Here is a 22706-nt window from a genome sequence, read left to right as displayed (position 1 = left end):
GAATCCAATTTTCAAATAACCTAAAGCCTGAACATTTATGTATTCGGGCTTTTTTTATTGAATAGCACCCGAAATTCAAAAAGATGCTTATTTTTACCTTTTAAGGCAACAAATAGAGTCAGTTTTCGTTGTCTATACACTAAATAACCTAAGCTTGAAAATTAGTACAAAAGCTATACTCTCATTTGTCTTGGTGGCGATTGTTGCCCAGAGTTGTTCTCGTAAAAAAGACACTTTTCTTAGTCGTAGTTGGCATGCTGTTGGCACTGAATACAATATTCTTTATAATGGTGACTTAGCTTTACAAGACGGGATTGAAACCGTTAACGATGCCTTTACAGAAAATTTCTGGGAATTGTTACCTGTTGAGCGTATGGAAATCAGGGATGAGGTTAGACTGCCAGGTGAATCTGAAAATTCTGATTTTGAGCGTGCTGAAGAAAAGGCCATTAAGGCCATACAAAAGCATAGCATGAATATTGGTGGGCGAGAAAAAAACCCACAAATAGATGAAGCCTACCTTATGCTTGGTAAATCACGGTATTATGATCAACGTTTTGTTCCTGCTTTAGCTGCGTTTAATAATATTCTTAACCGTTACCCAACCAGTGATAAGATCAATCAGGTGAAGGTATGGAGAGAAAAAACCAATATGCGCCTGGGGAGTAACGAACTGGCAATTAAAAACCTTAAACGTCATCTCGACCAAGAAGAAGTAGAGGGTCAAGATCTCGCTGATATTTCAGCGACTTTGGCAGAAGCTTTTATCAATTTAGAGAAAAAAGATAGTGCCATGGTGTACCTCACCACTGCTGCCAATGCCACTAAAATCAATAGACAAAAAGCGCGCTATAATTTTATTAGGGGACAACTTTACAATGAGTTTGGCCAAAAGGACAGTGCTAATTTAGCTTTTGATGAAATTATAGAAATGCATCGAAAAATACCGAGGGCCTTTTACATCAACGCCCATTTAGCCAAAGCGGCAAATTTTGATGCAGAAAAAGGAAATAAGCTTTTATTTGAAGAGTACTTAGCAGAGCTAGAAGAGAATAGGGAGAACCGACCATTTTTGGACAAAATCTATTATCGAATTGCAGAATATCGTCGCTCTCAAGGCAGTGACAGTATTTCAGAAGCATACTATAACAAATCACTTCGTGCAACACAAGGAGATGAAATATTAAATGCCAGAAACTACGTCACTTTAGGAGACATGTACTTTGATAGAAAAGCGTATAAAACAGCTGGCGCATATTACGATAGCACCTTGACCAATATGGTTGAAAAGTCTAAGCCATACCGTGTTACAAAGAAAAAACGCGAAAACTTAGAGGATGTTATCTATTACGAAGCTGTTGCAAAAACTAACGACAGTATTCTATATCTTGTCGGGTTGCCAAAAGAAAAGCGCTTAGAGGTTTTCGCTGAAATGATTGAAGATTTAAAAGCAAAAGATGAAGCACAAGCTGAACTCGAAGCAAAAGAGGAATCAATAGCAGCTGCCAGAAATGGAGCTAAACCTTTAAATGACTTACCCGGGTTTGCGAGTCGTCGTGGAGCAGGGCTTCCTGGAGTTGATAATGCCGCTAGTTCAGGTGATTTTTATTTTTACAATCAAACCACTGTAGCTTATGGAAAAAATGAGTTCCTAAGACAATGGGGGGATAGAAAACTTCAAGATAATTGGCGACTATCTACCAGGGCTTCCACAGGAAACACGGAGGCTGGAGTTGAGGATATTGCCGCCGCAGCTACTGATGAAGAACGTTACGACCCTGAATTTTACATTAATTTAATCCCAACAGGAGAGCGAGAAATTGACAGTATTAAAGGAGAACGTAATTATGCCTATTACCAATTGGGACTTATATATAAGGAAAAATTTAAGGAATATGAACTGGCAAAAGATCGTCTTCAAAAATTGTTGACCTTTAATCCAGAAGATCGTTTGGTATTGCCTTCAAAATATAATCTTCATAAGATATACGAAGCACTTGGTCAGACAGGGGAGGCTGAAATTTCAAAAAATGAAATTATTGCTCAATATCCAGATTCGAGATATGCTGAAATTTTAAGAAATCCAGAATCGCAATTAAGCCAAGATGAAAATAGCCCTGAGAGTATTTATGAAGCCTTATATCAAAGATTTGAAAATCAGGAATACGAAACAGTTATTGCTTCGGCTGAAGAGCAAATAAAAGCATTTCAAGGAGATGCTTATGTGCCTAAATTCGAAATTTTAAAAGCGTCAGCCATTGGGAGGCTAAGAGGTTTTGAAGCTTATAAAGAAAGCGTAAATTACATTGCCTTAACCTATCCAAATTCCAAAGAAGGCAAACGCGCTGCTGAGATTTTAGACAATGCCATTCCGCTATTGGAACAAAAAGAATTCTTGCCAGAAGATGATGCCAATGACTTTAAGATTATTTATCAGTTTGAGGATGCAACTGATGAAGAGATTGATGCATTTATTGTAAGTTTAGAAACGGAAATAGCCAAGACGCAATTTGATAAATTAACAGTATCAAAAGATGTGTACACGTCCAATTCTACCTTTGTGGTCGTACATGGTATACAATTTTTAACTACTGCAAAAGGTTTTGGACCCATGTTAGATGAATACAAGGATAGAAATTCAGATGGAATTACGAAGCCCTACTTTACTGTTTCATCACCAAACTATGCTATTATTCAACGTCATAAAAACTTAAATGAGTACCTTAAACCGCAGTAAATCAATAGATTATTATGTTTTCTTCAGATAACAAAAAACAAAAATCATCAGGTATGGAAGCAAATACACAACAGAATATTATAGCTAAGGGCACAAGAATTGTCGGTGATGTTATTAGTGACGGAGCCTTTAGAATAGATGGCACCGTAGAAGGTAATGTAAAAACCAACGGAAAAGTTGTTGTAGGTAAAACAGGAATAATAAAAGGAACACTACAAGGACAAAATGTTGATTTTGAAGGAAAATTTTCTGGTAAACTTTTATTGTCTGGAACACTGTCCTTAAAATCTACCGCTCATATTGAAGGTGAAGTTCAGATTAACAAATTAGCCGTTGAACCTGGCGCCACGTTTAACGCTACCTGTAGTATGAAAGGAGCGGTAAAAGCACTTTCTAACGACAAAGAGAGATCACAACCACAACCAAACCCTTCATCTTCTAATGCCACAGAAAAAGGAACCGAAAGAACGGCTTAATTCTTATGCTAAATTTTCGGGACTCATATTCCAAATGGCAGCGATAATTGCAGTTGGGACTTTTATAGGAGTAAAATTAGATGAGCAAAACCCTAATACTCATAATTATTTTACCCTTGGGTTTTCATTATCTTCTGTAATCCTTTCTATCATTTATGTAATTAGGCGTATAATTGCAGACTCTAAAGAAAATGAATGATTATGGAAGGGTTTAAAAAGCGTCAAATCACTTTTTTAATTCAGCTTGTACTAGTAACTGTAGTATTGTTTGGTATACATGCCTATTTGCTATATTATTTTGCAACTGAGACAGAATTTTTCTTCCCAGTATGGCACATATACCTATTTCATATTGTAATTACAGGTGCATTCTATTCAGTTATAAACTATAAGTTCTCAAAGGGTAAAAAAGACATTTTCAATCTATTTATGATATTGACTTTTTTGAAAATGATATTAGCGGTTCTGTTTTTACTGCCCTTATTGCTTTCAGATTTTGAAAACAAACAACCCGATGTTTTCAATTTTTTCATCCCTTATTTTATGTATCTCTTTTTTGAGGTATATGCGCTGACAAAGTTTTTAAACAAGGCATAAATGACACTTTTTTGGTCTGCTAAATGCGGTAGTATTTCTCTTAAAATTTTAACTAAAAATTATGGAGTAATTATTGTTTGCCAATTCATTTAATGTCCGTACATTTGCAGCGAATTTAAAGCAAGGTATTTTTAAGCTGTAACAGATGAGATTAAACACCTTTAAGAGCGTTATATTTACTGTATTATTTTTAGCAGTTGGTCATTTTAGTTTCGCTAGTGATTCTAAAGAAGAAAAAGAAGGCGAAGAGTTCGATCCTAAAGAGATGATCCTTCATCACGTAAAAGATGCTTATGGCATGCACATTATTGATATTAATGGGCATCCTATTTCAATCCCCCTTCCTTTGATATTATGGACTGACCAAGGTTTAACGACCTTTATGTCTTCTGAGTTTCATCATGATTATAACGGAGAAGTTATTGTTGAGAAAAACGGTCAACGTTTCGTTAATGTTCACGAAAAAGTTTACGTTTTAGATGAAGGTGCAACCTCAGTTGCCTATGATGCGGAGCACCACCCTACAAATGCACACAGACCTAAATTAGATTTGTCTATTACACGAAACGTTTTTATGATGTGGGTGTCTATTGCTGTGTTGTTTTTAATTTTTATAGGAGCTGCTAGGCGTTATAAGAAATCAGAAAATAACGTGCCTTCTGGTGTGGCAAGTTTTGTAGAGCCTTTGATTGTTTTTGTGCGAGATGAAATTGCAAAGCCAATGATTGGAGAACATAAGTACAAAAGATACATGCCTTATTTGTTAACCATATTTTTCTTTATTTGGATTAACAATATATTCGGATTGATTCCAATCCTAAATGGTGCCAACTTAAGTGGAAACATTGCTTTTACCTTTACCTTGGCAGCCATCACATTTATCATCACAACATTTAGTGGTAACAAAAACTACTGGAAACACATCTTTTGGATGCCTGGAGTCCCTGTGCCAATGAAAATATTCTTAATGCCAATTGAAATCATAGGGATGTTTGTAAAGCCTATATCTCTTATGATACGTTTATTTGCAAACATCACTGCGGGTCACGTTATCATTTTAGCATTAATGTCATTAATATTTGTATTTAAAACTGTAGCAATTGCACCAGTATCTGTAGCATTTTCATTATTTATTACGGTTATTGAAGTTATTGTTACGGCAATACAAGCATATATATTTACAATATTGTCAGCTCTTTATTTTGGGATGGCAACAGAAGAGGAACATCATTAATTAATTTAAATTTTAAACTATGACTATTACTGGAATTGCAGCTATTGGAGCTGGTTTAGCAGCTATTGGAGCTGGTGTTGGTATTGGTAAAATCGGTGGGTCTGCTATGGAAGCAATGGCTCGTCAGCCAGAGATGCACGGAAAGATTCAATCATCTGCATTAATTTTAGCAGCCTTCGTAGAAGCGGTAGCACTTTTTGGTGTTGTTGTTGCTTTCTTACAAGGGTAAAACATTTAAATACAGAAGTAACGGTTGGTTGCTTCTGTATTTATAAAATTTAAGTTATTTAAAACCGAAAAAGAATGGATTTAATTACACCAGAGTTTGGATTAGTCTTTTGGACGTTAATCACATTTTTAGTTTTGCTTTTTATTCTAAGAAAGTTCGCTTGGAAACCAATTTTAGGTGCTGTAAGCGATAGAGAAGAAGGCATAAAAGATGCATTGGCTTCTGCTGAAAAAGCACGTCAGGAGATGGAGAATCTACAGGCGGATAATGAGCGTATTTTACAAGAGGCAAGAGCAGAGCGTGAAGCGATGTTAAAAGACGCACGCGAAATAAGAGAACAAACTATAGCTAAAGCTGAAACTGAAGCTCAAGAAAAGGCAAGTAAGATTATTGAAAAAGCACAAGCAGCAATTGAAAATGAAAAGAAAGCTGCAATGGCTGAGTTAAAAAGTCATGTTGCGGGATTGTCTGTAGAGATAGCAGAAAAAGTAGTGCGAAAAGAATTATCTAACAAGGACAAGCAACTAGATTTAGTTGAAGAAATGTTAGGTGAAGCAACTTTAAACTAAAAGCAAATGTCAGGATCAAGAGCAGCAATACGATATGCAAAGGCCGTTTTAAGTCTAGCAACAGATCAAAAAGTAGCAGATTCAGTTAATGATGATATGAAAACCATTACGGATACTATTGCTCAAAGTACTGAACTTCATCAAATGATTCTGAGCCCTGTAGTAAGGTCTTCGGAAAAAAAAGCTGTGCTTACAAAAGTTTTCACTGACGCTAACAAGTTGACAAATAATTTAATTGACACGTTGATTGAAAACAAACGATTAGCGCTTTTAAATGATGTGGCTGCTAGTTATGTTCAATTATACGATCAACAAAGGGGATCTCAAGTTGCTAAGGTTACTACAGCAGTGCCTTTAACAGATGATTTAAAAGCTAAAGTTTTAGATAAGGTTAAGGAGTTAACAGGCAAAGAGGCTGAAATTGAAAATATTATAGATGAAAGCATTTTAGGTGGTTTCATATTAAGAGTTGGTGATACACAGTATAATGCTAGTATCGCTAATAAACTCGATAAATTAAAAAGAGAATTTACATTAAATTAAAAAGTCATTTCAAATGTCACCCTGAGCACAGTCGAAGGGTCTTTTGAGAGGATAGAATAAAATAATTATTAACCAAAAGATACCCGTTTACACGGGCAATGTTATGGCAGAAGTAAAACCAGCTGAGATATCAGCAATCTTAAAACGACAACTTTCAGGTTTTGAAGCAAGTGCTTCATTAGACGAAGTAGGAACAGTATTAACTGTAGGTGATGGTATTGTACGTGCTTACGGATTGGCTAACGCGCAATATGGCGAATTAGTAGAATTCGATGGAGGTGCAGAAGGTATTGTACTTAACCTCGAAGAAGATAACGTTGGTATTGTACTTTTAGGAACTTCCGTAGGAGTAAAAGAAGGTTCAACGGTAAAACGTACTGAGCGTATTGCCTCTGTAAAAGTTGGTGAAGGTATCGTTGGTCGTGTTGTAGATACGTTAGGTAACCCAATCGATGGTAAGGGTCCAATTGCAGGTGAAACTTATGAAATGCCAGTAGAGCGTAAAGCACCTGGTGTTATCTACAGAGAGCCAGTTACGGAACCATTACAAACAGGTATTAAGGCTATTGATGCTATGATTCCGGTTGGTAGAGGTCAGCGTGAGTTGGTTATTGGTGACCGTCAAACAGGTAAGACTACGGTTTGTATTGATACCATCTTAAACCAAAAAGAATTTTACGATGCAGGTGAGCCTGTATATTGTATATATGTAGCAGTTGGTCAAAAGGCTTCAACTGTTGCAAACATTGCAAAAACATTAGAAGAAAGAGGAGCTTTAGCTTATACTACGATTGTAGCGGCTAACGCATCAGATCCTGCAGCGATGCAAGTTTATGCACCAATGACAGGAGCTTCTATCGGGGAATATTTTAGAGATACTGGTCGTCCAGCATTAATCATCTATGATGATTTATCTAAGCAAGCGGTAGCTTACCGTGAGGTGTCGTTATTATTACGTCGTCCTCCAGGACGTGAGGCGTATCCAGGTGACGTTTTCTACTTACACTCAAGGTTATTGGAGCGTTCTGCAAAAATCATCAATGATGATGCGATTGCAAAAGAGATGAATGATTTACCAGAAGTACTTAAGCCAATGGTAAAAGGGGGAGGATCTTTAACGGCATTACCAATCATTGAAACACAGGCAGGTGACGTATCAGCATATATCCCAACTAACGTAATTTCGATTACAGATGGTCAGATATTCTTAGATGGTGACTTATTTAACTCTGGTGTTCGTCCGGCGATTAACGTAGGTATCTCTGTATCGCGTGTTGGTGGTAATGCTCAGATTAAATCGATGAAGAAAGTATCTGGTACATTGAAGTTAGACCAAGCGCAGTTCCGTGAATTGGAAGCCTTTGCTAAGTTCGGTTCAGATCTAGATGCTTCAACATTAAACGTGATTGAAAAAGGAAAGCGTAATGTTGAAATCTTAAAGCAAGCTCAGAACGATCCATTTACTGTCGAAGATCAGGTAGCAATTATTTATGCTGGGTCTAAGAACTTGTTGAGAGATGTTCCTGTTGAGAAAGTAAAAGAGTTTGAAAGAGATTATATCGAATTCTTAAATGCGAAACATAGAGACACTTTAGATACACTAAAAGCTGGAAAATTAACAGACGAGGTTATTGACACTTTAACGGCTGTAGCTAAAGATCTTACAAGTAAGTATAGAGCATAACATCTTTGTCATCCTGAACTTGTTTCAGGATCTCAAACAATGACAAAAAAGAGACTATGGCAAACTTAAAAGAAATACGTAACAGAATATCATCGGTGTCTTCAACGATGCAGATTACCAGTGCCATGAAAATGGTATCGGCTGCAAAATTGAAGAAAGCTCAAGATGCTATAACTGCTATGCGACCATACTCTAATAAGTTAACTGAACTTTTACAGAGTTTAAGTGCAACATTAGATGCAGATAGCGGCAGTAAATATTCTGACCAACGTGAAGTTAATAAGGTTTTAATTGTAGCCATTACTTCTAATAGGGGTTTGGCAGGGGCTTTTAACTCTAATATTATTAAGCAAGTTTCAAAGTTGACCAATGAAACTTATGCAAACCAAGAAGTGTCTTACTTAGCGATAGGTAAAAAAGCGAATGATGCTTTTAAAAAGACAAATAGAGTTATTGCCAATAAAAGCGATTTATACGATGATTTAACGTTTGATAATGTTGCCGAAATAGCAGAAATGCTAATGGATAAATTTGTGTCTGGCGAATTTGACAAGATTGAAATCGTTTACAACCATTTCAAAAATGCAGCAACTCAAATTGTAATGACAGAGCAGTTCTTGCCAATCAAACCAATTGAAGGTGATGCTGTGTCAAACACAGACTACATTTTTGAGCCATCAAAAGAAGAGATTGTTGAAGCTCTGATTCCTAAATCATTAAAGACACAATTGTATAAAGGAATTAGAGATTCTTTTGCATCTGAGCATGGAGCACGTATGACGGCAATGCACAAAGCAACTGACAATGCAACTGAGCTTAGAGACCAGCTTAAGTTAACATATAACAAAGCAAGGCAAGCAGCAATTACCAACGAAATCCTTGAAATTGTTGGTGGTGCTGAGGCATTGAATAATTAATTTCTAATGTCATTCTGAGCGTAAGCTAAGAATCTCATCAACACATAAGACTATAACCCAACTCTTTGAGTTGGGTTTTTTTATGATAAAAAGCCCTATTTTTAAGGCTATAAAATTAACCCTTGGGAGTACTTCAAAAGTTTTTTAAAGACACCATTATCTATGGTTTAGCCATAGTTCTACCTCGGCTCATCAATTTTTTACTGGTAAAATTGCATACCGATGTGTTGCCGAATGAGGGTTATTCAGAAAACACCGAATTCTATATCGTAGCAGCTTTTTTTAATGTGGTATTAACCTACGGTTTAGAAACCTCATTTTTCAGATTTTTCAGTAGGCATAGGGAAAAGGCTAAGGTGCTTTCTACATCACTGATTTCAATATTAGTCAGCACCGTAGGATTTGGCCTTTTACTTTTTGCGTTTAGAGAGATGATTTCAGAAGCGCTAAGGATCAACAAAGACTTTTACACACTTCTTGTGTCCATAACGTTACTAGATACTTTGATTGTGATTCCTTTTGCTTACCTAAGGGTTACGGGTCGTCCTATAAAATTCGCGTTATTAAAATTATTGAATGTTTTTATCATTGTTGTTTTAAATGTGCTTTTGCTGTCAAGAACTTATGGTCTTCAAACCTTACAAGACGCTTTCAACGTAGCCAACCCTGTTGAGTATATTTTTATTGCTAACCTTATTGCAAGTTTGTTGATTTTACTATTGGTTTTACCTTCAGTATTTAAAATCAAGTTTGTTTTCGATAGGGTTGTTTTCAAACAATTGATTACATACGGATTACCCATCATGGTTGCTGGTTTGGCCTTTGTCATCAATGAAAATTTGGACAAATGGTTATTGCCACTTTATGAAGGCAAGTTTATAAATGGCGCTTACAGCGCGTGTTATAAGTTGGCAGTATTTATGACCTTATTTATTCAGGCATTTAGAATGGGAGCTGAACCATTTTTCTTTAACCATTCTGAAGAAGTTAATGCCAAGCAAACTTATGCTACAATTCTTAAATATTTCACCATTGTTGGTTCTTTAGGACTACTAATTATAACGGTTTACTTAAAAGTTATACAGCCTTTTTTCATTGGTCAAGAGACATATTTAGTCGCATTGGATATTGTGCCAATAATTCTTTTGGCCAATTTATGTTTAGGCATTTATCATAATCTTGGTATTTGGTACAAGTTGACCGATCAAACTAGATACGGTATGTATATTTCTATTTTTGGGGCCACTATTACCATTGGTTTTAATCTCATATTTATTCCTAAGATTGGCTTTATGGCATGCGCCTATGCCACCTTATTAGCTTATGGATTAATGATGTTGATATCTTACACCTTAGGAAGAAAGCACTATAGAGTCCCTTATGATTTAAAGAGAATCTCTTTTTATTTGGTTTTTTCTTCAATATTAGCGTTCATAAGTTATTATCAATTAAACAGTAATATTCTTATCGGAACCTTATTTTTGTTAGTGTTTATAGCAGTAGTGGTTCTGCTTGAAAAGAAAGACCTAAAATTAATTCTTAAGAAATAATATGAAAATTAAAATCATCAATAAATCCAGACACGATTTGCCACATTACGAAACTGTAGCTTCTGCAGGGCTGGATTTGCGCGCTAGTTTAACAGAAGCAAGAGTACTAAAACCTTTAGAGCGAAGTATCGTTGGGACGGGCTTATTTATAGAATTACCAATTGGTTACGAAGCTCAAGTGAGGCCAAGAAGTGGCTTGGCGGCAAAAAAGGGCATCACAGTCCTCAATGCTCCGGGCACGATAGATGCAGATTACCGTGGCGAAATTGGGGTTATTTTAGTAAACCTGTCTAACGAGGATTTTACAATAAATAATGGAGAACGCATTGCACAATTGGTCATTGCAAAACACGAACGTGCTGAATGGGAGGAAACTACTGAATTATCTTCAACAGACCGAGGTGAAGGTGGCTTTGGAAGCACGGGCACCAAATAGACAACTAAACAAATCAACGTATAAACTTATAACATGAAAATAATAGTCCCAATGGCAGGTCGAGGCTCACGCCTTAGACCACACAGTTTAACAGTACCAAAACCATTAATCCCAGTTGCAGGCCAACCTATAGTTCACCGTTTGGTAAAAGATATTGCCAAGGTGTTAAAGCAACCTATTGAAGAAATTGCATTCGTTTTAGGTGATCCTGCTTTTTTTGGTGATGAGGTTGTGGAAAGCCTTAAACAGTTGGCTAATGAATTAGGGGCGAAAGCTTCAATCTACAGGCAAGATCAACCTTTAGGAACTGGGCATGCTATTATGAGTGCCGAACCATCACTTTATGGACCAGCAGTAATAGCGTATGCAGATACCTTGATTCGTGCAGAGTTTGATTTAGATCCTAATGCTGATAGTGTTATTTGGACAAAGCGTGTCAATAATCCTGAAGCGTATGGCGTTATAAAACTAAATGATAAGGAAGAGATTGTAGAACTGGTTGAGAAACCCGAAGCTTTTGTGAGTGACCAAGCCGTAATTGGCATCTATTATTTTAAAGACGTCGCCGTACTTAAATCAAAGCTACAAGAAGTTTTAGATGAAAATGTAATGCATGGTGGCGAATATCAAATCAACGATGGTATTAAGCGGATGATGGCAGATGGAAACATCTTTAAAACAGGAACTGTTGACGAATGGATGGATTGCGGAAACAAGAACATTACTTTAGAAACTAATGCTAAAATGTTAGGGTTCCTTAAAGAAGATGGAGAGGAAATCTTAGTTGACCAAAGTGCTATCTTAGACAATTCTAAAATTATAGAGCCTTGTTATATAGGAGCCAATGTAAAACTAAAAAACACAACCATAGGACCTTATGTTTCAATTGGGGAAGGGACGGTTATTGAAGATTCAGTCGTTAAAAATAGCTTAATACAAACACAGACTACAATTAAAAATGCTAATTTGGACGAAGCCATGATTGGTAACCATGTTAAGTATAATGGCAACTTTAAAAAGATAAGCATTGGTGATTATTCCGTTTTGGAATAAAAATTGTTTGTCATTCCTGCGAAGGCAGCAGTCTCATTAATGAAAAAACAGCTCTACATATTAATACTCTTTATAGGAATAGGACTTATTCCACAAAACTCCTTTGCCCAAGTCGATTTCAATAAACCCCCCGACGATGATTTAGGCAATGTTGAAGACGAATATCAGGAATTCTTCTTTGAAGCGTTGAAGCAAAAAGGTATAGAAAACTACCAACGTGCTATTGATGCCCTTCAAAAATGTCTTAATCTCGACAGTAAGAAACCAATCATCTATTTTGAACTAGGTAAAAATTATAAGCTTCTCGAAAATTATGAATCAGCTGAAGCCAATCTTTTAAAGGCAGAATCCATGCAACCAGATAACGAGTGGATTTTGGATGAGCTTTACGATGTTTATGCTAAAGAAGGAGATTTAGATAATGCCATTAAAACTGTAAAGAAGCTTGTTGACTTTCACCCAGATTATAAGCAAGACCTGGCGTCACTTTACATTAGAAAAGGAAATTATCAAGAAGCATTGAGTTTATTGGATGAACTGGATGAGGAGTTGGGCACAAATGAAGTGAGGGACACCATGCGAAATGATATTTATGACCTTACTGGTAATTCCGAAGACCGTATCGAAAATTTGGAACAGCGTGTTGCCAATAACCCTAATAATGAGCAAAATTACCTCCGATTAATTTACAGATATAGCCAATCTGGTAACTCTAAAAAAGCGTACGAAGCTGCACAAAATTGGTTGACCCAAAAACCAGATTCAAGATTAGTGCATTTGGCATTATACAAGTTTTATTTAGATGAAGGAGAAACTGAAAAAGCCATCAATTCGATGAAAATTGTCTTAAATACTCCAGAGATTGATGGAGAAGCCAAGACAAAAGTACTCAAGGACTTTGTCAATTTTGTTTCAAAAAACCCGCAGTACGAAAAAGATCTCATTGAAGTTACGGCTCAAGCAGATGTAAATACAACAGCTGAAGAAGCTATAAATTTGGGGCAGTATTATCTAAAATCTGGTGATAAGGTCAAAGCACTTCAAAGTTTTGAAGACGCCCTAAACAAAGAACCAGATAATTTTACGGCGATAAAAACAATTTTGCTTCTAAAGATTGATTTAAATCAGTTTGAAGAGGTTGTATTACAAAGCAACAGTGCTTTAGAACTATATCCTGCACAACCTATTTTATACCTTCTAAATGGGGTTGCCAATAATAAGCTTAACAAACCAAAGGCAGCCATTGATAGCCTTGAAATGGGATTGGATTTCTTAATTGATGACCCAAAAATGGAGGCTGATTTTTATAGTCAATTGAGTGAGGCTTACAAGCTCGACAATAATATTAGTCAATCCCAAGCGTTTGCTAAAAAGGCACAAGCATTAAAAGCCCAAAACTAAACATGAACAAACCTCTTCAATATATAGCTATTTGTCTATTGATAGCTGTGATTTTCACTTCTTGCCGTTCAACCCAACGTGTCATTGAAGAAGGCAAAGTAAGTACTAAACTTTCGGCTAAAGATGTTATAAGGGAACATTCAAAACGCGAAGTTGATTTTAAAACCCTTCAAGGAAAGGTGAAAATTGAGTTGACTCAAAATCAACTACAGCAAGGCTATACCTTTAACATTAGGATGGAAAAAGACAAAGCCATCTGGCTCAATGCACCGTTGGGATTGGCCAGACTATTTATTACTCCAGAGAAGGTTCAATTTTACAATAAAACAGACAACACGTATTTTGATGGCGGATACGCATTGCTAAGCGATGTAGCTGGTATAGATTTAGATTTTTATAAAGTACAAAACATACTTTTGGGTCAAGCGATTTATGACATCAAAGCAGAACCACATAAGGTGTCTATTAGTGAGAATTCTTATGCATTACAACCTAATGAGCAAGATGCCTTAATTGAGTTGTTTTACCTGATAAATCCTTCGCATTTTAAATTGGATTCTTTACAATTGTTTCAACAAACAGAACGAAGAATGCTTCAGGTAGATTACGGTACATATCAAACTTTAGATAAAGAAATTTTACCAGAAAACATTAGAATTATTGCGGTTGAAGATTCAGAAGAAGTGGTCATTACTATGGAATTTAAGTCCTTGAGTTTAAATGAAGATGTGCGTTTTCCATTTAGGATTCCGTCTGGTTACGAAGAAATTATTATTAAATAACATGAGTTTTAAGTCTAATGTCTTTCTTGTTTTTGTAGCATTATTTTTAATGTCTCCTATGTCCTTTGGACAAAGTGACAAACTAAAGAGGCTCGAAGCACAACGACTTCAAAAACAAAAGGAAATAAAGGAACTTAATGCGTTATTGTTTTCAGATAAAAAGAAACAACAATCTGTAGTTACTCAGGTAGAAAATTACAACTATAAAATTAGTGTTCTTCAAAATTTAATTAAGATTACTAACGACCAGGCCAATCAGTTAACGCGCGAAATTAATGCCAATCAAAATGAGATTTCGAGCTTACGGGAGCAATTAAAAGAGTTAAAGGAAGATTATGCGGCAATGATTGTTAAATCGTACAAAAGTAAGTCTGAGCAAAGTAAAGTGATGTTTTTATTGTCTTCAGAGAACTTTAAACAAGCCTATAAACGTTTACAGTATATCAACCAATACAAAGACTACCAGAAGGAACAAGCTGAAGCCATAAAAACAAAAACGAAGACCCTGCAAGAATTGAATATTACGCTTCTAAAACAAAAAGAACAAAAGCAGAAGCTCATCGAAGAAAACCGAAAAGCGAAACAAGAGCTTGAGGGTGAAATGAAAGTGCAAGAAAAGCTCATGGCTGAGATTAGAAAGAGCATGAGTAAACACACAGCTGAAATTACCAAAAAGCGGCAAGAAGCTGACAGAATTGATAAGGAAATCAATCGTTTAATCAAAGAAGCTATTGCAGCGTCTAACAAGGAAGCAGGAAACTCTAATTCTACAGGTAATTTTGTGTTAACACCTGCTTCGAAAATTATTGCCGCTAGTTTTGAAGCCAATAAGGGCAAATTAGGATGGCCTGTTGAACGTGGGGTTATTAAAAGTAAATTTGGTGTTCAGCGTTCAATAACTGATAGGTCAGTGACTCAAAACTATGAGGGCATTAAAATAGCTACAGAACAGAAATCTCAAGTAAAAGCTGTTTTTAACGGCGAGGTGTCTCAGGTCATGGTTATTAAAAATGCTAATCCTGCAATAATGATCCGGCACGGTAACTATCTTACTATTTACTTAAATCTTTCGAAGGTCTATGTAAAAAAAGGGGATAAAATTACTACTGGACAAGCCATAGGTGAAGTCTTTACCAATAAATTTACAGGAGAAACACTTGTTGGGTTTAGAGTCTATAAGAACGATAAAAAATTGAATCCAGAATATTGGCTAACTAGAAATTAATAGACTTATTCAAACAAGGCTTTTAATTCAGTGGCATCATTAGCTTTCATCTTTCCAGCAAGAACAAGACTTAACTGTTTTCTTCTCAGTGCCGCTTCAAAACGCTCTTTTTCTATATCGGTTTCTGGGATGAGTTCGGGCACTTTTACTGGTCTTCCGGTTTCATCCACAGCAACAAAGGTGTAAATGGCTTCATTGGCTTTAATACACTCGCCAGACTCGCGGTCTTCAATCCAAACATCCATATAGACTTCCATAGAAGTGGAAAATGCACGAGACACCTTAGCCTCAATCATAACGACACTGCCTAAAGGCACAGAACGATTAAAAGCAACATGATTTACCGAAGCGGTTACCACAATTCTACGAGAATGTCGTCTCGCAGATATACTTGCCGCACGATCCATTCGAGCCAATAGTTCACCACCAAATAAATTGTTGATAGGGTTAGTCTCACTAGGCAAAACCAAATCCGTGACTACAGTTTTAGATTGAAATGCTGTTCTTGCTTCCATAAAAGTAAAGGTTAGTCCTGCATGGGACATTTAATTCGGTGCAAAGATAGTTTAATATAAGGAAAGCATAAACTGAAGATGCCTCCAATACATGGAAATAATTTATAGAAATTATTCTAAACAGATTTCATTAGAACTAAAGTCCTTGAGTTGTTGAAACCTATAAATTAGTCTAGTTGTTTTACCAGCAACCAAGCGTCTGGATTAGATGCTTTTCTAATAGAATACATAGCATTTATAGCGTCTCGTCTATTGTCATAGCTGCCATAAACAACTTCGTGCAGACCGTAACGATTAACACCTATTTTTCGTGCTTTATAACCCTCTTCCCTAAGTTGCTTAACCTTTTTTGTGGAGTTGTCTTCAACCCTAAAAGCTCCAGCTACAACATGGTAATTGCCTGTTTGTTTTTCAATGGTCAACGTAGCTGCAGGTAATGGGTTTGAAATGACAAATGTTGCTTCTTGAACTTTAGTTTCAAGCTGTTCATTAGCTTGCTCGTGTGCTATCTGATTGTGCTGTTCTATTTGCGAATTGTAATAGTTAGTTACAACAAATCCAGATAAGCCCAATAGAATAACCGCAGCCGCAGCATATTTTAGCCAGTTGCTACTACGTTTTTCTGGAGTAAGAACGATAGGAGCTTTGGCCTCTATAGCTTCAACGGTTTCTTTATAAACTTCACGTTGAACAGCTTCAGCATTAAAATGCGATAAGCCAAAAGCATCTGTGAGGTAATTGACGTTATAAGAAGGTTCAAAAAGAATTTTACCTTCAGCATTCAACAGTAACTCACCAATATTCTGAAGCGTAATTGTTTCACCCTCTATTAAATACGACTTTATGGCACGCACTTGCTTTGCTACTTTTTCTACGGCAACTTGGTAAGGTATTTTTTCAATTTCAGCCATATAGTTACACAATAACCCATCGTTATTTTGTAATTGCTCATTAAAGGATAACACCTTTTTAGGTGGGTAAAATGTATGGGTTGACTCGTGTAATTTTGCAGACACACGATTGGTTAAAAACGCCCCAAGTTGTGGCACGGTAACACAATCGTATCTATAAAGTAAGTCGCTGATGTAAGTTTCTAATTGCATGGTAAAACAAAGTTAAAAATTTTTGCTTTCGACAGTAATATGAGATTACATAGTTATTAACATCCCAAAATTTAGTAATTTTTAAGTTTCATAATAATCTAAATGAACGAAGACCAACTCATATCTATTCTTACCCTGCAACATGTTCCAAAAATTGGATCGATAACGGCAAAGAAGTTGATAGTTCACTGTGGCTCTGCAGAAGCCGTATTGAAAGAAAAAAAGACAAACCTTTTAAAAATAGATGGTGTTGGCACTATAACTATTGAAGGCTTATTTGATTCTATCCACAAGGAAGAAGCAGAAAAGGAGTTGCGATTTATTAAAGACAACGATATAGACTTTAGTTATTTTTTGGATAGCGACTATCCTGAAAAATTAAAACATTGTATTGACGGCCCTATACTTTTATTTAAAAGCGGAAATATTAATCTCGAAAACAAGCGTATCATCAGTATCGTTGGCACCCGAAAAATCACAACAAGTGGTATTGCTTTCTGTGAAAAACTGGTAGAAGAGTTAGCTCCTTTTAACCCGGTAATTGTTTCGGGATTTGCTTATGGTACAGACATCACAGCACAAAAAGCAGCATTAAAACATAATTTACAAACCATTGGTTGTTTGGCACACGGCTTAGATCAAATCTATCCCAAAGTGCACAAAAAGTATGTTTCGGATATTGAAAATCACGGTGGTTTTATGACTGACTTTTGGAGTAGCGACACATTCGATAGAAATAATTTTTTAAAACGAAACCGAATTATTGCCGGGCTAAGTGAAGCAACTATAGTTATAGAATCTGCTGAAAAAGGAGGAAGTTTAGTAACGGCAGATATAGCTAATTCTTACGACCGAGAGGTGTTTGCCGTACCTGGGAGAACCACAGATAGCCAAAGCGTGGGGTGTAACAATCTTATTAAATTTCAAAAAGCTCATTTGTTATCAAATCCGATGGATGTACCTTATCTTTTAGATTGGGAACTCAAAGAAAAAACAAAACCAACAGTTCAAAAACAATTATTTGTTGAACTAGACGATGAAGAAAAAGCCATCTATAATTTTCTAAAAACTAAAGACAAAGAGCAATTAGATGTCATCGCTTTGGGATGTAATTTACCATCCTATAAAACCGCAAGTATTTTGTTAAATATGGAATTAAAAGGTGTTGTGAGGCCTTTACCTGGCAAGTTGTTTGAGGTGATATAATTCCTGCCTTCGCAGAAATTTTTAATACCCAACCTTGCTCCTAACACGTTTCAAGACATCATCTGCGACAACTTTGGCTTTGCCAGACCCAATAGTCAATATGTCATCGACTTCATCAAGATGATCCATATAGTAGTTGTAACGTTCTCTTGCGGCTCCAAATTTTTCCAAAATTAATTCAAAAAGCGCTTGCTTTGCATGACCATAGCCATACCCTCCTTTTTCGTAATTAGATTTCATTTCAGCAACCTGCTCTTCAGAAGCGAGCAAATTATAAATCGCAAAGCAGTTACAGGCAGACCAATCTTTTGGATCTCCGAGAGGTGTGCTGTCTGTTTTAATTGACATAATTTGCTTACGCAGTTTTTTTTCAGGTAAAAATATATTGATAATATTACCCTTACTTTTACTCATTTTTGCCCCATCCGTACCAGGGATGAGCATCGTATCTTTTTGGACATCGGCTTCTGGTAGCACAAAGGTTTCTCCAATTTTAGCATGGAAGCGAGACGCTACATCACGTGTCATTTCAATGTGCTGCTCTTGGTCTTTACCAACGGGAATAATTTCAGAATCATATAACAAAATGTCAGCCGCCATAAGCATTGGGTAGGTAAACAAGCCAGCATTGACATCTTCTAATCGGTCAGCCTTATCTTTAAAACTATGCGCTAAAGTCAAACGTTGATAAGGAAAGAAACAACTTAAGTACCATGATAATTGTGTGACTTGTGGCACATCGCTCTGTCTATAGAATACCGTTTTTTCTACATCTAGCCCTAAAGACAACCATGCGGCAGCGGTAGAATACGTATTTGCCCTAAGGGTATCTGCATCCTTTATTTGGGTCAGTGAATGCATATCGGCAATAAATAAAAAGGAATCGTTAGAGGTGTTTTTGGACATTTCAATTGCTGGTAAAATTGCCCCTAAAATATTACCTAAATGAGGTGTGCCTGTACTTTGTATTCCTGTTAGTATTCTTGCCATATCAACTTCCTGCGATAGCAGGAATCTTTTTTGTTAAACGAAAAACAAAGATAATTTTTTTAGAAGAACTATTTAGTTAGTTTTGATCTTATGAAGCTTCTAAAGTCTATTTTTTGGATAATCTACCGCATTTGGTTCTATGTTTTAGTAGCGCTTCCTATTATAGTTCTGTTTCCAATTTTACTAATTTCAATCTCTAGAGAACAATGGTATCCTTTCTTTTTTAAGTTAGCACGTTTTTGGGCGCGAATTATTTTAACAGGAATGGGGTTTAGGATAAAAATTAATAGAGAACAGACAACAGAGGCAGGGAGAAGTTACATGTTCGTGGCAAACCATACGTCAATGGCCGACATTATGCTAATGTTGGTGTCGGTTAAAAACCCATTTGTTTTTGTAGGCAAGAAAGAATTAGCCAAAATTCCATTGTTTGGTTTTTTCTATAAGCGAACCTGTATTCTGGTAGATCGAAGCAGTCAAAAAAGTAGACAGGCTGTGTTTTTAAGGGCACAACGCCGTTTAAAACAAGGGTTGAGTATTTGTATTTTTCCAGAGGGAGGAGTGCCTGACGAGCATATTACTTTAGATGAATTTAAAGACGGGGCATTCCGATTGGCAATAAACCATCAAATTCCTATCGTCCCTATGACATTTTATGATAACAAAAAACGATTTTCCTATACCTTTTTTAGTGGTGGGCCAGGTAAGATGAGAGTTCTGATGCATAAATTTATTCTAACGAAAGGCTTAAAAACAGTAGACACTAAAGCATTAAATAAAAAAACAAGGAACATTATCTTAAACGAATTAAATAAGACCCTCAATTAAAAAAGTCGCCCTTGGGACGGGGCGACTTTTCTGAGTCATTGTAATGTCGTACTACCACAATGACAATTTAACCAACTAAAAACCTAAAATTTAAAACTTAAGCCTGTATACACTCCAATAAAAAATGGCCTAAATTCTCCACTTGTATTATTGAATGTATTTATTTGATACTTAAACATGGGTTCAAGATTTATATTTATTTTTTTGCTTAATCTATAGTCAAAACCAACACCAAAATTAGCACTATAACTAGTGTCGTTGAGGTTGTTTGCCGTTCCGATAAGTGTGCTATTTCCATTGATATCAGCATAAATCTCATTAGAATTTAAAAAGAAAGTACTAAACCCACCAGATACATTTACCCCAAGTTTTTTATCAATTAATCGATATTCAAGCGATATAGGGATTTCAATAAACCCAAAGCGCTGATCAAGGTTACCGGTTGCGGTGGTCTTGAGAGCTTCAGGAACAGATGTGCTGACCAAACTCGCTCTGCTAATGAGTGTTACATCACTTTCAGAAGAGTTCAATGAAATATTTTCAATGCCAGAAACTGCGGTTCGTGCTGCAAAATCAGAGCCTGATAAAGACAAAACATCTTTGGTGGTATTGTTAAACTCTACTCGGTTAACACCAGCTTTTATTTTCAATCTCGGATTAATAGTATAAGCTCCCGAAATACCATAGCTCATAGTCACGTCACTTTGATTGGTATTATCATTAAATTGTCCGTCAATTGCAGAACCACCCGACAAAGAATTAAAATAAACAGGCGCCACATTTGGTGTAATGCTCCACCTGTTTAGTTTCTCTTTTTCTTCTTCATTTATGTCGTTTGCTTCAGCAATAGCCTCTTCAAGCGATGTTTCTTTCTTTAGTAATTCTGAATTTATTTTTTCTTCGGAAATGACCTCTTCTTCATTCGTTTTTTCAGCAACTTTTGAATCACCCTTAGAATTAGAAGACTTTAAAATTTGATCAACTTTTGATTTTAAAACCTCTTTAGAATTAGCTTCAGAATCTTGATTGTCATTACTTGTTGAGCTTGAAGCTACTTTAGATTCACCAATAGTAGGATTGTTAGATGATTCATTTTTTATTGTATTTGAAGGCGCGCCAGCATCTGTGTTATTGGCTATAACTGTATTGGTGCCATTACCTTTTAAAATGTTTGTTGATTTTTCATTAGCTGTATGTTGCTCTTCTTTTACAAGGTCTTCGCCATTATCCTTTTCATTAGGATTGTTTGTGACTCTTGAATCTATTTCAGAATTTTTTGAATTTGAATTCTCCGAAGAAGACCCTTTAGGTGTTTCAACATTTACAACAGGCAAATCTTCGACAGGGTTACTGTCGAAAGAACTGACACCTCCCAAAGCAAAAAATAAGATGAGAGCTGCTGCAACTCCACCTACTGTCCACCACCAAAATGGAACGACACGACGTTTTTTCTTTTTTGGATGTAAGCGCTCACTAATACCATCCCAAAGCTCTGGCCTAGGTGACATCTCAAAGTCTTTAAACTTCTCTTGAAAAAGACGGTCTATATGTTTTTTGTCTCCCATTGTTATAAGGATTGCGAGTTTAATTTCGCTTTGTATTCTTCAATTTTTGTTTTTAAAATCATTCGGGCACGAGCCAGATTAGATTTTGATGTACCTATAGAAATCTTGAGCATATTACTGATTTCTTTGTGCGTAAAGCCATCTAAAACGTAAAGGTTAAATACCATACGATAACGTTCTGGAAGCGCCTGAATAATGTCGAGTAAAAAATCTAAGGAAATATCCTCATCGTCAACATCTACAACGACATCTTCAATAGCCTCCTCATTTATAATTTCAAAAACACGTGCCCCTCTATATTTTTGAAGGACAGTATTAACCGCAATACGTTTCATCCAACCCTCAAAAGATCCTTTATGGCTAAATTGCTCAATCTTATTAAAAATGGTCACAAAGGCATCTTGTAAATGATCTTCAGCTTCAGAGTAATTATTAGAATACTTTATACAGACTGAAAATAATTTTCGGGCATAAAGCCTATATAATTGTTCTTGTGCCTTTGCATCACCTTTTTTACATTTTATAATGAGTTGGTCTAAACTCAAATTTATCTAGAGTTAATTCAATTTTAATTATTCAACTACAGGCACTTCAATGATTAAATATTGGTCTTCACCTTCCTCCTCACCCTGATAAAACCTAAAAATATAGGTCTCGCTAGAGGTTACAAAAAAATCAAAACTTACAGTAGCCTCCTCTATTGCCTGAGTACACTGTTCATCAAGGTAAACAGTATCCACGATTGCAACAGTTCTCGTATTACCTTCTGGTTGATAAATAAAATCATTGAATTCGTAACAACCGTTGGGTCTTGTATAAGACATTGAAATCTCGTATGTTTCCCCTAATTCAAATTCTGAAGGGATTTCAACACTTTCAATTGGCATTATTTCCAAGGAAAAATTAGGGGGATTGTTGTCGTTTATACTACAGGAGACGAATAGAAAAGCTATTGTTGCTATTAAAATCAGTTTTCTCATAAAATTATTATTAACACCTAATAGATGCATGAGTTTTAAAATGGTTGCGTCCAAAACAAAAAAAATCCTGAGGGATCAGGATTTTT

At 36.0% G+C, this 22706-nt stretch carries 24 protein-coding genes; 18 read left to right on the top strand and 6 right to left on the bottom strand.

The window, feature by feature from the left end:
* The first annotated feature begins 154 nt into the window (after window positions 1-154).
* From ACFEMA_RS01025 to ACFEMA_RS00950, 16 genes are all read left to right on the top strand, one after another.
* Window positions 155-2737 (top strand): tetratricopeptide repeat protein, encoded by a 2583-nt coding sequence (locus ACFEMA_RS01025; protein WP_411766100.1) that lies wholly within the window; start codon window positions 155-157, stop codon window positions 2735-2737.
* 14 nt (window positions 2738-2751) lie between these two features.
* Window positions 2752-3213: a bactofilin family protein gene (locus tag ACFEMA_RS01020; RefSeq protein WP_411766099.1), complete on the top strand. Its 462-nt coding sequence runs from the start codon at window positions 2752-2754 to the stop codon at window positions 3211-3213.
* Window positions 3179-3412 (top strand): AtpZ/AtpI family protein, encoded by a 234-nt coding sequence (locus ACFEMA_RS01015; RefSeq protein ID WP_411766098.1) that lies wholly within the window; start codon window positions 3179-3181, stop codon window positions 3410-3412. Before ACFEMA_RS01020 ends, ACFEMA_RS01015 begins: the two co-directional genes overlap by 35 nt.
* 2 nt (window positions 3413-3414) lie before the next feature.
* Window positions 3415-3810, top strand: a complete 396-nt coding sequence (locus ACFEMA_RS01010; protein ID WP_411766097.1) for a hypothetical protein — start codon at window positions 3415-3417, stop codon at window positions 3808-3810.
* A 145-nt stretch (window positions 3811-3955) separates the two neighbouring features.
* Window positions 3956-5044 (top strand): F0F1 ATP synthase subunit A, encoded by a 1089-nt coding sequence (gene atpB, locus ACFEMA_RS01005; RefSeq protein ID WP_411766096.1) that lies wholly within the window; start codon window positions 3956-3958, stop codon window positions 5042-5044.
* Between the two features lie 19 nt (window positions 5045-5063).
* Window positions 5064-5273, top strand: a complete 210-nt coding sequence (gene atpE / locus ACFEMA_RS01000) for an ATP synthase F0 subunit C (protein WP_034042296.1) — start codon at window positions 5064-5066, stop codon at window positions 5271-5273.
* A 74-nt stretch (window positions 5274-5347) separates the two neighbouring features.
* Window positions 5348-5842, top strand: coding sequence for a F0F1 ATP synthase subunit B (locus ACFEMA_RS00995; protein ID WP_411766095.1), 495 nt, complete (start codon window positions 5348-5350; stop codon window positions 5840-5842).
* 6 nt (window positions 5843-5848) lie between these two features.
* Window positions 5849-6385 (top strand): ATP synthase F1 subunit delta, encoded by a 537-nt coding sequence (gene atpH, locus ACFEMA_RS00990; RefSeq protein WP_411766094.1) that lies wholly within the window; start codon window positions 5849-5851, stop codon window positions 6383-6385.
* Between the two features lie 103 nt (window positions 6386-6488).
* On the top strand, window positions 6489-8069 hold the full coding sequence (gene atpA, locus ACFEMA_RS00985; RefSeq protein ID WP_411766093.1) for a F0F1 ATP synthase subunit alpha: 1581 nt from the start codon (window positions 6489-6491) through the stop codon (window positions 8067-8069).
* A gap of 56 nt (window positions 8070-8125) precedes the next feature.
* Window positions 8126-8986: an ATP synthase F1 subunit gamma gene (gene atpG / locus ACFEMA_RS00980; protein WP_411766092.1), complete on the top strand. Its 861-nt coding sequence runs from the start codon at window positions 8126-8128 to the stop codon at window positions 8984-8986.
* A 122-nt stretch (window positions 8987-9108) separates the two neighbouring features.
* A complete protein-coding gene (locus ACFEMA_RS00975) occupies window positions 9109-10536 on the top strand; it encodes a polysaccharide biosynthesis C-terminal domain-containing protein (protein ID WP_411766091.1) in 1428 nt (475 codons plus the stop codon).
* Between the two features lies 1 nt (window position 10537).
* Window positions 10538-10972, top strand: coding sequence for a dUTP diphosphatase (dut, locus tag ACFEMA_RS00970; RefSeq protein ID WP_411766090.1), 435 nt, complete (start codon window positions 10538-10540; stop codon window positions 10970-10972).
* A gap of 33 nt (window positions 10973-11005) precedes the next feature.
* Window positions 11006-12025: a sugar phosphate nucleotidyltransferase gene (locus tag ACFEMA_RS00965; RefSeq protein ID WP_411766089.1), complete on the top strand. Its 1020-nt coding sequence runs from the start codon at window positions 11006-11008 to the stop codon at window positions 12023-12025.
* 39 nt (window positions 12026-12064) lie between these two features.
* Window positions 12065-13426, top strand: a complete 1362-nt coding sequence (locus ACFEMA_RS00960; protein ID WP_411766088.1) for a tetratricopeptide repeat protein — start codon at window positions 12065-12067, stop codon at window positions 13424-13426.
* Between the two features lie 2 nt (window positions 13427-13428).
* Window positions 13429-14208, top strand: coding sequence for a DUF4292 domain-containing protein (locus tag ACFEMA_RS00955; RefSeq protein ID WP_411766087.1), 780 nt, complete (start codon window positions 13429-13431; stop codon window positions 14206-14208).
* A 1-nt stretch (window position 14209) separates the two neighbouring features.
* A complete protein-coding gene (locus ACFEMA_RS00950; RefSeq protein ID WP_411766086.1) occupies window positions 14210-15433 on the top strand; it encodes a murein hydrolase activator EnvC family protein in 1224 nt (407 codons plus the stop codon).
* A 5-nt stretch (window positions 15434-15438) separates the two neighbouring features.
* Here the strand turns inward: ACFEMA_RS00950 and ACFEMA_RS00945 are convergent, their stop codons facing one another.
* Together ACFEMA_RS00945 and ACFEMA_RS00940 are read right to left on the bottom strand one after the other, a co-directional pair.
* Window positions 15439-15948 carry an acyl-CoA thioesterase gene (locus ACFEMA_RS00945; protein WP_411766085.1) on the bottom strand — a complete coding sequence of 170 codons (510 nt, stop codon included), beginning with the start codon at window positions 15946-15948 and terminating at the stop codon, window positions 15439-15441.
* Window positions 15949-16115: 167 nt separating this feature from the next.
* Complete coding sequence (locus tag ACFEMA_RS00940) at window positions 16116-17051, bottom strand: SPOR domain-containing protein (RefSeq protein ID WP_411766084.1); 936 nt, start codon at window positions 17049-17051, stop codon at window positions 16116-16118.
* Between the two features lie 102 nt (window positions 17052-17153).
* On the opposite strand from ACFEMA_RS00940, the gene dprA reads away from it, so the two are divergent.
* On the top strand, window positions 17154-18257 hold the full coding sequence (gene dprA / locus ACFEMA_RS00935) for a DNA-processing protein DprA (RefSeq protein ID WP_411766083.1): 1104 nt from the start codon (window positions 17154-17156) through the stop codon (window positions 18255-18257).
* Between the two features lie 21 nt (window positions 18258-18278).
* Here dprA and trpS read toward each other — a convergent pair whose 3' ends face one another.
* Window positions 18279-19247: a tryptophan--tRNA ligase gene (trpS, locus tag ACFEMA_RS00930; RefSeq protein ID WP_411766082.1), complete on the bottom strand. Its 969-nt coding sequence runs from the start codon at window positions 19245-19247 to the stop codon at window positions 18279-18281.
* 90 nt (window positions 19248-19337) lie between these two features.
* Here trpS and ACFEMA_RS00925 point away from each other — a divergent pair, with 90 nt between their 5' ends.
* Window positions 19338-20075, top strand: a complete 738-nt coding sequence (locus tag ACFEMA_RS00925; RefSeq protein WP_411766081.1) for a lysophospholipid acyltransferase family protein — start codon at window positions 19338-19340, stop codon at window positions 20073-20075.
* Between the two features lie 83 nt (window positions 20076-20158).
* Here ACFEMA_RS00925 and ACFEMA_RS00920 read toward each other — a convergent pair whose 3' ends face one another.
* The 3 genes from ACFEMA_RS00920 to ACFEMA_RS00910 are packed head-to-tail and all read right to left on the bottom strand — an operon-like array spanning window position 20159 to window position 22620.
* On the bottom strand, window positions 20159-21640 hold the full coding sequence (locus ACFEMA_RS00920) for a hypothetical protein (RefSeq protein WP_411766080.1): 1482 nt from the start codon (window positions 21638-21640) through the stop codon (window positions 20159-20161).
* A gap of 2 nt (window positions 21641-21642) precedes the next feature.
* Complete coding sequence (locus ACFEMA_RS00915; RefSeq protein WP_411766079.1) at window positions 21643-22185, bottom strand: RNA polymerase sigma factor; 543 nt, start codon at window positions 22183-22185, stop codon at window positions 21643-21645.
* Between the two features lie 27 nt (window positions 22186-22212).
* Entirely contained in the window at window positions 22213-22620 is a 408-nt protein-coding gene (locus ACFEMA_RS00910) for a hypothetical protein (protein ID WP_411766078.1), read from the bottom strand.
* Window positions 22621-22706: the final 86 nt, after the last annotated feature.

It is taken from the genome of Winogradskyella sp. A3E31 (assembly GCF_046720935.1).
Classification (GTDB): Bacteria; Bacteroidota; Bacteroidia; order Flavobacteriales; family Flavobacteriaceae; genus Winogradskyella.
The sequence above is the reverse complement of the archived record's forward strand: the minus strand, read 5'-3'. Positions and strand labels throughout refer to the sequence as shown.

What these genes read in the sequence shown, in the direction of transcription:
- atpA (WP_411766093.1), top strand. Translation starts at nt 6,489, where the DNA reads ATGGCAGAAGTAAAACCAGCTGAGATATCAGCAATCTTAAAACGACAA.
- atpH (WP_411766094.1), top strand. Translation starts at nt 5,849, where the DNA reads ATGTCAGGATCAAGAGCAGCAATACGATATGCAAAGGCCGTTTTAAGT.
- ACFEMA_RS01010 (WP_411766097.1), top strand. Translation starts at nt 3,415, where the DNA reads ATGGAAGGGTTTAAAAAGCGTCAAATCACTTTTTTAATTCAGCTTGTA.
- ACFEMA_RS00950 (WP_411766086.1), top strand. Translation starts at nt 14,210, where the DNA reads ATGAGTTTTAAGTCTAATGTCTTTCTTGTTTTTGTAGCATTATTTTTA.
- atpB (WP_411766096.1), top strand. Translation starts at nt 3,956, where the DNA reads ATGAGATTAAACACCTTTAAGAGCGTTATATTTACTGTATTATTTTTA.
- ACFEMA_RS00965 (WP_411766089.1), top strand. Translation starts at nt 11,006, where the DNA reads ATGAAAATAATAGTCCCAATGGCAGGTCGAGGCTCACGCCTTAGACCA.
- dprA (WP_411766083.1), top strand. Translation starts at nt 17,154, where the DNA reads ATGAACGAAGACCAACTCATATCTATTCTTACCCTGCAACATGTTCCA.
- ACFEMA_RS00995 (WP_411766095.1), top strand. Translation starts at nt 5,348, where the DNA reads ATGGATTTAATTACACCAGAGTTTGGATTAGTCTTTTGGACGTTAATC.
- atpE (WP_034042296.1), top strand. Translation starts at nt 5,064, where the DNA reads ATGACTATTACTGGAATTGCAGCTATTGGAGCTGGTTTAGCAGCTATT.
- ACFEMA_RS00910 (WP_411766078.1), bottom strand. Translation starts at nt 22,620, where the DNA reads ATGAGAAAACTGATTTTAATAGCAACAATAGCTTTTCTATTCGTCTCC.
- ACFEMA_RS01015 (WP_411766098.1), top strand. Translation starts at nt 3,179, where the DNA reads ATGCCACAGAAAAAGGAACCGAAAGAACGGCTTAATTCTTATGCTAAA.
- ACFEMA_RS00960 (WP_411766088.1), top strand. Translation starts at nt 12,065, where the DNA reads ATGAAAAAACAGCTCTACATATTAATACTCTTTATAGGAATAGGACTT.
- ACFEMA_RS01020 (WP_411766099.1), top strand. Translation starts at nt 2,752, where the DNA reads ATGTTTTCTTCAGATAACAAAAAACAAAAATCATCAGGTATGGAAGCA.
- ACFEMA_RS00940 (WP_411766084.1), bottom strand. Translation starts at nt 17,051, where the DNA reads ATGCAATTAGAAACTTACATCAGCGACTTACTTTATAGATACGATTGT.
- dut (WP_411766090.1), top strand. Translation starts at nt 10,538, where the DNA reads ATGAAAATTAAAATCATCAATAAATCCAGACACGATTTGCCACATTAC.
- atpG (WP_411766092.1), top strand. Translation starts at nt 8,126, where the DNA reads ATGGCAAACTTAAAAGAAATACGTAACAGAATATCATCGGTGTCTTCA.
- ACFEMA_RS00920 (WP_411766080.1), bottom strand. Translation starts at nt 21,640, where the DNA reads ATGGGAGACAAAAAACATATAGACCGTCTTTTTCAAGAGAAGTTTAAA.
- ACFEMA_RS00955 (WP_411766087.1), top strand. Translation starts at nt 13,429, where the DNA reads ATGAACAAACCTCTTCAATATATAGCTATTTGTCTATTGATAGCTGTG.
- trpS (WP_411766082.1), bottom strand. Translation starts at nt 19,247, where the DNA reads ATGGCAAGAATACTAACAGGAATACAAAGTACAGGCACACCTCATTTA.
- ACFEMA_RS00925 (WP_411766081.1), top strand. Translation starts at nt 19,338, where the DNA reads ATGAAGCTTCTAAAGTCTATTTTTTGGATAATCTACCGCATTTGGTTC.
- ACFEMA_RS00945 (WP_411766085.1), bottom strand. Translation starts at nt 15,948, where the DNA reads ATGGAAGCAAGAACAGCATTTCAATCTAAAACTGTAGTCACGGATTTG.